At 67.8% G+C, this 12396-nt stretch carries 12 protein-coding genes and 1 riboswitch; of the genes, 8 read left to right on the forward strand and 4 right to left on the reverse strand.

The window, feature by feature from the left end; translation table 11 throughout:
* Positions 1 to 4: 4 nt before the first annotated feature.
* From ABE424_RS12485 to ABE424_RS12495, 3 genes are read left to right on the forward strand one after another with little or no spacing between them, the layout of a single operon-like run.
* Positions 5 to 718 (forward strand): YceI family protein, encoded by a 714-nt coding sequence (locus ABE424_RS12485; protein ID WP_346501921.1) that lies wholly within the window; start codon positions 5 to 7, stop codon positions 716 to 718.
* Positions 715 to 1287: a cytochrome b gene (locus tag ABE424_RS12490; RefSeq protein WP_123730462.1), complete on the forward strand. Its 573-nt coding sequence runs from the start codon at positions 715 to 717 to the stop codon at positions 1285 to 1287. The genes ABE424_RS12485 and ABE424_RS12490 overlap by 4 nt, the downstream gene beginning before the upstream one ends.
* A gap of 2 nt (positions 1288 to 1289) precedes the next feature.
* Positions 1290 to 1856, forward strand: coding sequence for a YceI family protein (locus ABE424_RS12495; protein ID WP_346491600.1), 567 nt, complete (start codon positions 1290 to 1292; stop codon positions 1854 to 1856).
* 230 nt (positions 1857 to 2086) lie between these two features.
* Here the strand turns inward: ABE424_RS12495 and ABE424_RS12500 are convergent, their stop codons facing one another.
* Positions 2087 to 2305: a glutaredoxin family protein gene (locus ABE424_RS12500; protein WP_346478845.1), complete on the reverse strand. Its 219-nt coding sequence runs from the start codon at positions 2303 to 2305 to the stop codon at positions 2087 to 2089.
* Between the two features lie 97 nt (positions 2306 to 2402).
* On the opposite strand from ABE424_RS12500, the gene ABE424_RS12505 reads away from it, so the two are divergent.
* Positions 2403 to 3785 (forward strand): L-serine ammonia-lyase, encoded by a 1383-nt coding sequence (locus ABE424_RS12505; RefSeq protein ID WP_346491599.1) that lies wholly within the window; start codon positions 2403 to 2405, stop codon positions 3783 to 3785.
* Between the two features lie 114 nt (positions 3786 to 3899).
* Positions 3900 to 4901: an alpha/beta hydrolase gene (locus ABE424_RS12510; RefSeq protein WP_346491598.1), complete on the forward strand. Its 1002-nt coding sequence runs from the start codon at positions 3900 to 3902 to the stop codon at positions 4899 to 4901.
* Between the two features lie 113 nt (positions 4902 to 5014).
* Here the strand turns inward: ABE424_RS12510 and ABE424_RS12515 are convergent, their stop codons facing one another.
* The 3 genes from ABE424_RS12515 to ABE424_RS12525 are packed head-to-tail and all read right to left on the reverse strand — an operon-like array spanning position 5015 to position 8351.
* Positions 5015 to 6082 (reverse strand): homoserine dehydrogenase, encoded by a 1068-nt coding sequence (locus ABE424_RS12515; protein ID WP_346491597.1) that lies wholly within the window; start codon positions 6080 to 6082, stop codon positions 5015 to 5017.
* A complete protein-coding gene (locus ABE424_RS12520) occupies positions 6079 to 7323 on the reverse strand; it encodes an O-succinylhomoserine (thiol)-lyase (protein ID WP_346491596.1) in 1245 nt (414 codons plus the stop codon). Before ABE424_RS12520 ends, ABE424_RS12515 begins: the two co-directional genes overlap by 4 nt.
* Positions 7320 to 8351, reverse strand: a complete 1032-nt coding sequence (locus ABE424_RS12525) for a homoserine O-succinyltransferase (protein WP_346491595.1) — start codon at positions 8349 to 8351, stop codon at positions 7320 to 7322. Before ABE424_RS12525 ends, ABE424_RS12520 begins: the two co-directional genes overlap by 4 nt.
* Before the next feature lie 77 nt (positions 8352 to 8428).
* Positions 8429 to 8549: riboswitch (SAM riboswitch) on the reverse strand.
* A 117-nt stretch (positions 8550 to 8666) separates the two neighbouring features.
* Here ABE424_RS12525 and ABE424_RS12530 point away from each other — a divergent pair.
* From ABE424_RS12530 to ABE424_RS12540, 3 genes are all read left to right on the forward strand, one after another.
* A complete protein-coding gene (locus ABE424_RS12530; protein WP_346491594.1) occupies positions 8667 to 9569 on the forward strand; it encodes a M23 family metallopeptidase in 903 nt (300 codons plus the stop codon).
* A gap of 75 nt (positions 9570 to 9644) precedes the next feature.
* A complete protein-coding gene (locus ABE424_RS12535; RefSeq protein WP_346491593.1) occupies positions 9645 to 11249 on the forward strand; it encodes a peptide chain release factor 3 in 1605 nt (534 codons plus the stop codon).
* A gap of 99 nt (positions 11250 to 11348) precedes the next feature.
* Complete coding sequence (locus tag ABE424_RS12540; RefSeq protein WP_346489864.1) at positions 11349 to 11990, forward strand: hemolysin III family protein; 642 nt, start codon at positions 11349 to 11351, stop codon at positions 11988 to 11990.
* The last annotated feature ends 406 nt before the right edge of the window (positions 11991 to 12396 follow it).

Genomic DNA, 12396 nt, shown 5'->3' on the forward strand with positions numbered 1-12396 from the left:
GCGTATGATCGCCCCAGACCCTGACGGAGCCAGCGCCTTGCTCACGCGCCTGACCCTTGCCCTGCTGCTGGCGGCCACCCCGCTGCTGGCCATCGCCGCCCCTGACCGCTATCGGCTCGATCCGGTGCACACCCGTGTGCTGTTCGCGGTCGAACATGCCGGCTTCTCGCATGCACTGGGCACCGTGTCCGGCAGCGAAGGCGTGCTGGTGTTCGATCCGGACGACTGGCGCACGGCGCGTCTGGACGTCACCGTGCCGATCCAGCGCCTGGACCTGGGCGACGCCAAATGGAACACGGCCACGCTCGCGCGCAACCTGCTCGATGGCGAGCGCTTCCCCGAAGCGCGGTTCGTCTCGACCCGGGTCGAACCGATCGATCCGACCCACGCCAACGTCATCGGCCAGCTCACCGTGCGTGGCGTCACCCGCGAGGTCACCCTGGCGGTGACCCTCAATGCGCTCAAACGCCACCCGCTGCCACCGTTCCGCCGTACCGCCGGCTTCTCGGCCACCGCCACGCTCAGCCGCAGTGCCTTCGGCGTGGATGGCTGGGCCTCGATGATCGGCGACGAGGTGCAGCTGCGGATCGAAGCCGAAGCCGTGCGTGACCCCAACGCCGGCGATCCTGCCGATGCCGCGCCCACCGATGCGCCGGGAACTCCCGCCGCCCCGGCCGACTCAGATACCCCACAGCCGGTCCAGGAGACCACGCCATGACCGCCAAGAACACTCCAACCCGCTGGGGCGGCGTCAGCCAGACCCTGCACTGGCTGATCGCCGTGCTGATCCTCGCCCTGGGCATCGTCGGGCTGACCATGGGCGAACTGCCCAGGACCCCGAAGTACTTCTGGGTCTACACCATGCACAAATCGATCGGCATCACCGTGCTGGCGCTGGTCGTGACCCGCCTGCTGTGGCGCCTGTACGCCGGCGCACCCCATCCGGTGCCGGGCACGCCGACCTGGCAGGAGCGCATCGCCTCGGCGACGCATTGGCTGCTGTACGTGCTGATGTTCGGCATTCCGCTGTCGGGCTGGCTGTACGACTCGGCCAGCGGCCTGCGCCCGTTCCGCTGGTTCGGCCTGGTCGATGTGCCGAAGCTGAGCCCACCGGACGAACGCGTCACCCAGATCTCGCACGCCATCCATGAGTGGGGCTTCTGGCTGCTGATCGCCGTGGTCGTGGCCCATGCCGGTGCCGCGCTTTATCACCATTTTTACCAACGCGATGCCACGCTTGCGCGCATGCTCCCGCAGCGCTGGCTTGCCTCCCCCCAGAAGGATTGACCATGAACATCAAGCTCACCTCCCCCGCCGCGGTCGCCGCCGCCCTGGCCGGCCTGCTGGCCACCGCCCCTGTCCTGGCCGCCGACTACGTGCAGGCGCCTGGCTCGGTACTGGCGTTTGCCACCACGTACGACGGCGAAGTGTTCACCGGCACCTTCCCGGGCTTCGATACCAAGATCAGCTTCGATCCGGCCAAGCTGGACGATGCCAAGCTGGAAGTGACCATCCCGCTGGCGGGCGCCAAGAGCGGCAACAGCGACCGCGATTCGACCCTGCAGGGCGCGGACTTCTTCAACGTGGGCAAGTTCGCCCAGGCCAAGTACAGCGCCACCAAGTTCCGCTCGCTGGGCAACAACCAGTACGCCGCCGACGGCACGCTGGAACTGCGCGGCGTGAGCAAGCCGGTCACCCTGACCTTCACCTGGACCCCGGGCGCGCAGCCCGTGCTGGCCGGCAAGGCCACGGTCAAGCGCCTCGACTTCGGCGTGGGCGGCGGCGACTGGGCCGACACCAAAACGATCCCGAACGAGACCGCGATCAGCACCAAAGTGGTACTGAAAGCGAAGTAACGCCATCCGCGGCGAGCGCCGGGCACACCCGGCGCCTCGCAGCGCTGCCCGGTAGTGCCGGCAGCTGGCCGGCCTCGCGCGCGGTGATCGACTACGGGGCGCCGGCCCGCGGGCGGCCCAAACCCAACCGGCAGCGCCCAGCCCCAACAGACACATCGAGCCGCATAACGCACCCCCCAGCGGCATCGGCACCGACGACCGAGGTCAGGCGCCTGTTGGCACGCACAGTCTCAGCCGATCCAGGCCCGCAGTCCCGCCACATCGAACGGCCAGTCCAGTTCCCGCCCCTGCGCATCGCGCACTACCGGCACCCGCAACCCGTAGCGGGCCTCCAGCGCGGCATCGTCATCGATGAACACACTGTCCAGATCGCCCACCCGGGCCTGGGCCAGTACCGCCAGGGCCTGGTCGCACAAATGGCAGTCATCACGCTGGTACAAGGTAAACACCGGCCCACCCGCCTTGGGAAATGTTGCGCCGCAGCCAGAGCCGGCGGCGCGAAGCGCATAGAATAGCGCTCCATCCGATACCCGCAGTTTGGCAATCATGGCTGTCAGCACGTTCGACGTTTTCAAGATCGGCATTGGCCCGAGTTCTTCGCACACCGTGGGACCGATGAAGGCTGCCGAACGTTTCGTGCACCGCTGGCTGCTCGATCCGGGCCACCTGCAGGACGTGGTGCGCATCCGCGCGGATGTCTACGGCTCGCTGGCGCTGACCGGCCGCGGCCATGGCACCGACAAGGCCGTGCTGCTCGGGCTGGAGGGCCAGCGCCCGAACCTGATCGACCCCGACATCATCCCGCAGACCCTCGAGCGCATCCGCAGCAGCAAGCGCATCCGGCTGATGGGGCAGCACGAGATCGCCTTCGACGAGAAGCGCGACCTGGGCCTGAACAAGCGCCAGAAGCTGCCGTACCACACCAACGGCATGCGCTTCACTGCCTATGGCGCCGATGAGCAGGTGATCGCCACGCGCGACTACTACTCCGTCGGCGGCGGCTTCGTGGTCAACCAGGACGATGCGGCCGATGACCGCATCGTGCCCGATGAAACCCCGCTGCCCTACCCCTTCAAGAGCGGCGACGAACTGCTCGCGCAGACTGCACGCAGCGGTCTGAGCATCTCCCAGATGATGTTCGAGAACGAGAAGTGCTGGCGCACCGAGGATGAGATCCGCGACAGCCTGCGCGAAATCTGGAGCGCCATGCAGGCCTGCGTGGAGCGCGGGATCCGCCAGGAAGGCACCCTGCCCGGCGGCCTGCATGTCTCGCGCCGCGCACCGGCGTTGTACCGCGAACTGTCCTCCAAGCCGGAAGCGGCGATGCGCGATCCGTTGACCACGCTGGACTGGGTCAACCTGTACGCGCTGGCGGTGAACGAAGAAAACGCCGCCGGCGGCCGCGTGGTCACCGCGCCGACCAACGGCGCAGCCGGCGTACTGCCGGCGGTGCTGCACTATTTCGACCGCTTCTGCCCCGGCGCCAACGAACAGCGCGTGTTCGATTTCCTGCTGACCTCGGCGGCGATCGGCATTCTGTACAAGGAAAACGCCTCGATCTCCGGTGCCGAAGTCGGCTGCCAGGGCGAAGTGGGCGTGGCCTGCTCGATGGCGGCCGGCGGCCTGGTCGCCGCGCTGGGCGGCAACCCGAGCCAGATCGAGAACGCCGCCGAGATCGGCATGGAACACAACCTCGGCCTGACCTGCGACCCGATCGGTGGCCTGGTCCAGATCCCCTGCATCGAGCGCAATGCGATGGGCGCGGTCAAGGCGATCAACGCCTCGCGCATGGCGATGCGCGGCGATGGCAAGCACAAGGTGTCGCTGGACAAGGTCATCAAGACCATGCGCGACACCGGCCGCGACATGCAGGACAAGTACAAGGAAACCAGCCGCGGCGGGCTGGCGGTCAACGTCATCGAGTGCTGATCGACCGCCCCCGACGGTAGAGCCGACCTCGGGTCGGCCGCTGTCGTTCGCATCATCGGCCCGCCTGCACGGCCGCTCCGGTACAGTCAGGTCTTCCCTGTTCCGGAGACTGCCATGCGCATCCTGGCCGCCGCCCTGCTCGCCTGCCTGCCGCTGACCACTCTCGCCGCCGAGACGTACGGCGCGCGGCTGGAAGGCTTCGATTACCCATACCCGGTCAAGATCTTCCGCTTCGAGTCCCAGCGCCAGCCGCTGGAGATGGCCTACATCGACGTTCCTGCCGGTGGCAAAGGCTTCGCCGGGACGGTCGTGCTGCTGCATGGCAAGAACTTCTGCGCGGCCACCTGGAAGGACACCATCGCGGCACTGAGCGCGGCCAGCTACCGGGTGATCGCGCCGGACCAGGTCGGCTTCTGCAAATCGAGCAAGCCCGAGCGCTACCAGTACTCGTTCGGCCAGCTGGCGGCCAATACGGAAGCGCTGCTGGAGCATCTGGGCTATGGCGAAGGCAAGCTGCACATCGTCGGCCATTCCATGGGCGGCATGGTGGCGGCGCGCTTCGCGCTGATGTATCCCCAGCGATTGCTCAGCCTGTCGCTGGTCAACCCGATCGGCCTGGAAGACTGGAAGGCCAAGGGCGTGCCGTGGCGCAGCATCGATGCCTGGTACGCGGGCGAGCTGAAAACCAGCTTCGACAGCATCAGGAAGTACCAGCTCGACGTCTATTACAACGGACAGTGGAAGCCCGAGTACGAGCAGTGGGTGCGCATGCAGTCGCGCATGTACGACGGCCCCGGCAAACAGGCGGTGGCGTGGAGCCAGGCGCTGACCTCGGACATGGTGTTCAACCAGCCGGTCGTTTATGAGTTGCCGACGCTGACCGTGCCGACCACGTTGTTCATCGGCCAGACCGACCGCACCGCGATCGGCCGTGATCTGGCGCCGCCGGCGCTGAAAGCGACGCTGGGCAATTACCCGGCGCTGGGCAAGGCGGCCGCCGCGGCGATTCCGGGCGCCACCCTGGTGACCTTCGAAGACCTCGGCCACTCGCCGCAGGTGCAGGATCCGGCCCGGTTCAATGCGGCATTGCTCAAGGCGCTCTCACAACACGACTGAACCGACACCCCGGTAGTTACGCCATGCGTGGCAGCGGCCGTCCTCAGCGTTCTCCGCCGACGCAGCCAGCCCACCCTGGCGCTACCGTGTGCCTGGGTGGGATCGCGCGGCAATCAGCGCCGCACGATCGCCAGCACATCGTCCAGCAGCGCGGCGGCGGTGACGTCCGCCCCGGCGCCCGGCCCCTGGATCAACAGCGGCTGGGCGTGATACCGGTCGCTGTGGATCGCCACCCGGTTGTCGGTCTGCGCGCCGCCGGCCAGCGGATGGTCGCGCGGCAGTACACGCAGCCCGACAGAGGCCCCGTCGTGATCGAAACCACCGACGAAACGTAGACACCCTGCTTGTTCCTGCGCCTGCTGCCAGTACGCCTGCAACGGTGCGTCCAGCAGTGAAAGCTGGCGCAACGCATCCGCCGGTGACTGCGCGGCGAGCGCCTCCGGTACCAGCGAGGCGACCTGTACCTGCTCGGCGCGCAGCGCGATGCCGCTGGCCCGCGCCAGGATCAGCAGTTTGCGACGCACGTCCTCGCCGGAGAGATCCACGCGCGGATCCGGCTCGGTGTAGCCGGCCTCGGCCGCCTCGCGCACCCACGCCGAAAACGGGCGCTGGCCATCGTAGTGATGGAACAGCCAGGCCAGCGAACCGGACAGTACGCCCTCCACGCGATGGATGCGGTCGCCACCGGCGACCAGCGCGCGCAGGCTGCTCAGCAGCGGCAGGCCTGCACCCACCGTGGCACTGTCGCCGTAATGCGCAGCACCCTGCTGTCCGCTGTCGGCGATGGCCTGGGCACGGGCCAGCTGCGCGCCCTGGCCAAGCTTGTTGGCGGTCACCACGTGCACGCCACGCGCCAGCCACTGTTCATGCCAGTTGGCGACCTCGTCACTGGCGGTCGCATCGACCACCACGTCGCCGCGCTGCAGGCCTTCGGCTTCCGCCCAGGGCTGCAGCGCCACCGCGCCGCGCGCCGCCAGGTTGGCCTGTGCAAGCTCCTCTGCGGGGGTTTGTTCACAGGCCCGCGCCGTACGCGAATTGGCCAGCCACGAGAACGACGGCAGGGTGACACCGCGGTCCTGCAGCGAGGCATACCGCTGGACGAAGGCGGTGCCGACCGTCCCGGTGCCGAGCAGCGCCAGCTTTCGATGGGCGGCCAATGGCAGGGTCAGGACCGCGCTCATGCATCCACCTGTTTGCGCCGCTGCACATCACGATGCTGATCGATCACCACCTGCGCGCGCTCCAGCCCGCCCTGCAGATCGGCCACCAGATCTTCCGGCGACTCGATGCCGACCGAGAGGCGCAGCAGCCCTTCACTGATTCCGGCATGCGCACGCGCTTCCGGGGTCATCGCGGCGTGGGTCATGGTCGCCGGATGCGCGACCAGGCTCTCGACGCCGCCCAGCGACTCGGCCAGGGTGAAGCAGCGCAGGCCATCCACGAACGCGCGCACCGCCGCATGCGGATCCTCGCCCGGGCACGAGGCCAGTTCGAAGGACAGCATCGCGCCGAAGCCGCTCTGCTGGCGGGCCGCGATGGCATGGCCGGGATGATCGGCCAGGCCGGGGTAGTACACGCTGGCGACCGCATCGCTGGCGGCCAGCAACTCGACCACGGCCGCCGTGTTTTCCTGGTGCGCACGCAGGCGCGCACCCAGCGTACGCAGGCCGCGCAACGTCAGGAACGCATCGAACGGCGAGCCGGTCAGGCCCAGCGCGTTCGCCCACCACACCAGCTGTTCGTGCACTGCCGGATCGCGCGCGATCACCGCCCCGCCGACCACATCACTGTGGCCGTTGATGTACTTGGTGGTGGAGTGCAGCACCAGATCCGCACCAAAGCTGATCGGCTGCTGCAGCGCCGGCGACAGGAACGTGTTGTCGACCACCACTTTGGCCCCGGCCTTGTGCGCGGCATCGATGACGAAGCGCAGGTCGGTGATGCGCAGCAGCGGGTTGGACGGGGTTTCGATCAGCACCAGGGTCGGCGACTGCGCCAGCGCGTCGGCCAGCGAACGCGGGTCGGTCAGGTCGGCGGTGATCAGGCCGAAGTGGCCCTTCTTCGCCAGCGCGTTGAACAGGCGCCAGCTGCCGCCGTATGCATCGTGCGGCACCACCAGCGTATCGCCGGGCTGCAGCAGTGCATTGAGCACCAGGTTGATCGCGCCCATGCCGGTCGAGGTGATCACCCCGCCCGCGCCACCTTCGAGTTCGGCCAGCGCTTCACCGAGCAGGTCCCGGGTCGGGTTGCCGCTGCGCGTGTAGTCGTACTGGCGCTTGTTGCCGAAGCCATCGAAGCTGAAGTTCGAGGACAGCACGATCGGCGGAGTCACCGCGCCGTGGGCGGTGTCACGGTCGATGCCGGCACGCACGGCGGCGGTGACGCGGCTACAGGACGGCTCGGTACCAGCGGAACGGCTCATGCGGTTTCTCCGGGGGATCGAAAAGCGGTGGCGAGGATCGCGTCGATGCGATCGGTTTCTTTCAGGAAGGCGTCGTGGCCATACGGCGAGCGCAGCACGCGCAGGCTGCCGCGCGGGCCCAGCCCCTCGACCAGGCCGACGCAGTCGGCCAGCGGCACCAGGCGATCGCCTTCCACGGCGACCACGACGGTCGGCACCAGGATGGCGGCCGGGTCGATGCGATGCAGGTCGATCGATTCGGACAGGCGCAGGTAGGCGTCGACCGGAGTACGGGCGACGTACTGCGCACCGGCGGCATCCAGATAATCTTCTGCGGCGACGCGCACGCGGCCATTGACCACTTCCGGCGCGGCGTCGAAGCGCTCGCCGAATTCTTCCGGCGTGCGGTAGCTGAGCATGGCGAACTGGCGCGCCAGCGACAGCCCGTGGCTTTCGGCGCACTGCAACTGGCCCAGCGCGACCGCGCGGCGCTGCAGCGCGCGCCAGGCCGCGGCATACGGATGCGGACGATGCGCGCCGCTCACCGCGATCAGCTTCTGCAGGCGCTGGCGGTGACGGATCGCGAACTGCTGGCCGACCAGCGCGCCGTAGGAGTAGCCGACGAAGCACTGCAGGCGGGCGATGCCGAGATGATCCAGCAGCAGGGCCAGCGCATCGGCCTGGTCGGCGGTATCGATCGGCAGGTCGAGCGCACCATCGGCACCGATGAAATCGAAAGCCAGGACGCGCAGCGAGGCCGGATCCAGCGCGCGGCCCGCGGCGACCAGGCCCTCGGCCCAGCCCTTTTCGGGGAATTCGGCATTGGCCGCCACGTGGCGATGCGCGGAGATGCCGCCGGCCAGCACCACCACCGGCGCATCGGCGCGACCGACGCATTCGTAGCGCAGGCGCACCGGCCGCGGCCCGCCGTGACGCATCGACAGCACCGCCGCGATATCGCCGCGCACGGCGTTCAGCCCGGCGTCGACGGGGACGCTGAGCGGTGCGAAAGAGTCGGTGGCGACAGGGGCGGCGGTGGCGAAGCTCATGGCGGTATCCAAAGTAGGAGTCGGCCATCGAGCTTTCGCGGAGCTCGCGTTCGAAGCGCACGCACGGTGCACGGTTCGAACCATCTTTCGGAAGACACCAACGGTCTCCGCAGGATTTGGCACCTACGCAGGTCGCTTTCGCGTCTGCGGGCTGCCCCGGCTTCAAAGGGCCTGTCCCTCTGCCGGTCTCGATGGTGGAGCCACGATGCCAGTGCTTCCGGGTCATGTCAATCCCTTCATCGGCATGAAGCGATATATATTCCAGATGATCATCAGTCACGCATACTCGGGGCACCTTCCCAATCGGCCAGAGCCTTGCGCTGCCTACGTCTGCCCACCCTGATCCTCGTCCTGGCCCCGGCGCTGAACGCCGGCGCCGCGCCGGCCAGTGACTGGCGCAACGGCTGGCGGATCGACCGCCCGGCGAAAACCAGCACTGCCCGTCCCGCCCCGGTGGCGGCAGCGCCCGGCCTCGCCGTGCTGACCCTGGAAGGCGCCGGCGAGCGCTGGCAGGCGCGGGTCGACAACCGTCTGGCCGGTCCGGTCCAGGTCTCGGTGCGGCCCGCCGCAGGCACCCCGGCGATGCCGGGTCTGCCCCTGCAGACGGTGATCGCCGGCGCGGCCAGCGTGGTGGTCACCCGCCTGCAGCCCCCCGCCGGTGCGACCGCGATCCGGCTGGACATGATCGCCGTCCCGGGGGATCCGGCGGCGCGCCCACGCGATGTGGCCTATCTGCTCCCCTTCGATGCCGCCCGCATCCAGGTCAGCCAGGCGCCGCAAGGGCCATACAGCCACACCGACCCGGAGAACCGCGACGCCATCGACTTCGCGCTGCCCGAAGGCAGCCCCGTGCTCGCGGCGCGGGCCGGCACCGTCATGCAGGTCCAGGACGGGTACCAGGGCAATGGCCAGGACCGCGACCACGATCTGGGCCGGGCCAACCTGGTGCGGGTGCTGCATGAGGACGGCAGCATGGCCGTGTACGCCCATCTGCAGCACAACGGCGTGCTGGTGCGCCCGGGCGAGCAGGTCCAGGCGGGGCAACGCATCGGGCTGTCGGGCAATACCGGCTACAGCGCGGCCCCGCATCTGCACTTCGCGGTCCAGGTCAATGCGGGCATGCGGCTGCGCTCGATCCCGGCCCGCATCGTCAGCCCGCAGGGCGAGCTGCGCTTCGCCCGGACCATGGACGAGGCCGGCGCATCCGCCCTGCCCTGACCCCGGCCATGCCCGCCCCCGCTATACTGAGCGGCTTATCTCCATGAAAAGCGCCCCGGGCGGGCGCGTCACGCCATGTCCGAAGTCGCTACCGAAGCTGCGCGCCGCCGCACCTTCGCCATCATTTCCCATCCTGACGCCGGCAAGACCACGCTGACCGAAAAGCTGCTGCTGTTCGGCGGTGCGATCCAGATGGCCGGTTCGGTCAAGGGTCGCAAGGCCGCGCGCCATGCCACCTCCGACTGGATGGCGCTGGAAAAGGAACGCGGGATCTCGGTCACCTCCTCGGTGATGCAGTTCCCGTACGAAGGCAAGATCGTCAACCTGCTCGACACCCCCGGCCACGCCGACTTCGGCGAGGATACCTACCGCGTGCTCACCGCGGTGGACTCGGCGCTGATGGTGATCGACGTGGCCAAGGGCGTGGAAGAGCGCACCATCAAGCTGATGGAAGTGTGCCGCCTGCGCGACACCCCGATCATGACCTTCATCAACAAGCTCGATCGCGAGGGCAAGGAGCCCATCGACCTGCTGGATGAAGTGGAAAGCGTGCTCGGCATCCAGTGCGCGCCCGTCACCTGGCCGATCGGCATGGGCCAGCGCCTGAAGGGCGTGGTGCATCTGATCAGCGGTGAGGTGCACCTGTACGAGCAGGGCCGCAACTTCACCCGCCAGGATTCGACCATCTTCCCGTCGATCGATTCGCCGGGGCTGGCCGAGAAGATCGGCGAGCGCATGCTGGCCGATCTGCGTGACGAGCTGGAGCTGGTGCAGGGCGCCAGCCATCCATTCGACGTGGAGGCCTACCTGGCCGGCAAGCAGACCCCGGTGTTCTTCGGCTCGGGCGTGAACAACTTCGGCGTGCAGCCGCTGCTGGACTTCTTCGTCGAGCATGCGCCGTCGCCGCAGCCGCGCGCGACCACCGGCCGCGTCATCGCCCCGCAGGAGAACAAGCTGACCGGCTTCGTGTTCAAGATCCAGGCGAACATGGACCCGCAGCACCGCGACCGCGTGGCGTTCATGCGGGTGTGTTCGGGCCGCTTCGTGGCCGGCATGAAGACCTTCCATGTGCGCACCGGCAAGGAAATGAAGCTGCCCAATGCGCTGACCTTCATGGCCAGCGACCGCGAGATCGCCGCCGAAGCGTGGCCGGGGGATGTGATCGGCATCCACAACCACGGCACGATCTCCATTGGTGACACCTTCACCGAGGGCGAAGCGGTCAGCTTCACCGGCATCCCGAACTTCGCGCCTGAGCTGTTCCGCCGCGCACGCCTGCGCGATCCGCTCAAGCTCAAGCAGCTGCAGAAGGGCCTGGCACAGCTGTCCGAAGAGGGCGCGACGCAGTTCTTCCGCCCGTTGATGAGCAACGACCTGATCCTGGGCGCCGTGGGTGTGCTGCAGTTCGACGTGGCCGCCTACCGCCTGAAGGACGAGTACGGCGTGGAAGCGACCTTCGAGCCGGTCAGCGTGACCACGGCACGCTGGGTGACCTGCAGCAACGAGAAGAAGCTGGAGGAGTTCCGCGAGAAGAACGCGGGCAACCTCAGCATCGATGCCGCCGGCCAGCTGGTGTACCTGGCACCGACGCGGGTCAATCTGCAGCTGGCGCAGGAACGCGCGCCGGACGTGCGCTTCGCGGCCACGCGCGAAGCCGCGCACAGCGTGTCGGTCAGCTGATCCTTCGCCGATCTGTCGGCTGAACGGCCGCGCGTGCATGCGCGGCCCATCTTGGCGATGATAGGGGGGAGTGGGATCCCCCTCCCCGCACATCCGATCATCGCCATGACCTCTGTCGTTTCCGTTCGAGAAGAAATCGCCAGCGCCTTGACCCACGGGCTTGGCGCCGTCGCTGCCCTGGCTGGCAGCGCTGTGTTGATCACGTTGGCCGCCATCTATGGCGACGGCTGGCAGTTGGCCAGTGCGATCGTGTTCGGGGTGGCGCTGCTGCTGTTGTATACGGCCTCGACGCTCTATCACGCGATCCAGCATCCGGTCGCGAAGGGCCGGTTGAAGGTGTTCGATCACTGTGCGATCTATCTGTTGATCGCCGGTACGTATACGCCGTTCACGCTGATCGGGCTGCGCGGGGGTCCGTGGGGCTGGGGGATGTTCACGGCGATCTGGGCGCTGGCGTTGTTCGGGGTGGTGTTCAAGTTGTTCTATACGGGCCGTTTCAAGCTGTTGTCGACGATCATCTATATCGCGATGGGCTGGATGGTGATGGTGGCGATCAAGCCGATGTGGCATTCGCTGGACGGGTGGACGCTGGGCTGGTTGTTGGCCGGCGGCGTGTTCTATACGTTGGGGACGGTGTTCTATCACCGGGAGTCGGTGCCGTATTCGCATGCGATCTGGCATCTGTTCGTGATCGGCGGGAGTGTGTGCCACTTCGTTGCGGTGACTGCGCAGATTCTTTGAGTGCTGTTTTCTTGCCGGTAAGGCAACGGCCACGACAACGGCAACGGCAACGGCAACGGCAAGATCTCTAGTACCAGCCACAGCAGCAACAGCAGCAGCAAGAGCGGCTCGGGCTTCAGGGATGCGCCAGGCTGGGTCGGCACGGGTGGGTTGGCGGGACACGCCGTGAATCCGTCCATGGAGGCTCATGTCGCGCCATCCATGGCGCTCATGGTCCCGCCAACCCACCCGCACCGCCCCGCTCTCGGTTCGCTGGTGCGCATGGAAAGATCAACGGCATTGCCTGTCTGGTCCGGCGGTGTCCGATCCATGCACGCCGGGGTGGGAGCGGGCAATCCTCCGGCCACCCTGACACTACGCTTACCAATGCTTCGCGTTGTCTGCACGATGCAAGGACAACCATGGG

Origin of the sequence: Stenotrophomonas sp. TWI1149 (assembly GCF_039673155.1) — a bacterium.
Taxonomy (GTDB): domain Bacteria; phylum Pseudomonadota; class Gammaproteobacteria; order Xanthomonadales; family Xanthomonadaceae; genus Stenotrophomonas; species Stenotrophomonas maltophilia_AA.

Excerpts from the sequence above, each read along its gene's own strand:
- ABE424_RS12485 (WP_346501921.1), top strand. The coding sequence starts at position 5 with ATGATCGCCCCAGACCCTGACGGAGCCAGCGCCTTGCTCACGCGCCTG.
- ABE424_RS12490 (WP_123730462.1), top strand. The coding sequence starts at position 715 with ATGACCGCCAAGAACACTCCAACCCGCTGGGGCGGCGTCAGCCAGACC.
- ABE424_RS12495 (WP_346491600.1), top strand. The coding sequence starts at position 1,290 with ATGAACATCAAGCTCACCTCCCCCGCCGCGGTCGCCGCCGCCCTGGCC.
- ABE424_RS12505 (WP_346491599.1), top strand. The coding sequence starts at position 2,403 with ATGGCTGTCAGCACGTTCGACGTTTTCAAGATCGGCATTGGCCCGAGT.
- ABE424_RS12510 (WP_346491598.1), top strand. The coding sequence starts at position 3,900 with ATGCGCATCCTGGCCGCCGCCCTGCTCGCCTGCCTGCCGCTGACCACT.
- ABE424_RS12515 (WP_346491597.1), bottom strand. The coding sequence starts at position 6,082 with ATGAGCGCGGTCCTGACCCTGCCATTGGCCGCCCATCGAAAGCTGGCG.
- ABE424_RS12520 (WP_346491596.1), bottom strand. The coding sequence starts at position 7,323 with ATGAGCCGTTCCGCTGGTACCGAGCCGTCCTGTAGCCGCGTCACCGCC.
- ABE424_RS12525 (WP_346491595.1), bottom strand. The coding sequence starts at position 8,351 with ATGAGCTTCGCCACCGCCGCCCCTGTCGCCACCGACTCTTTCGCACCG.
- ABE424_RS12535 (WP_346491593.1), top strand. The coding sequence starts at position 9,645 with ATGTCCGAAGTCGCTACCGAAGCTGCGCGCCGCCGCACCTTCGCCATC.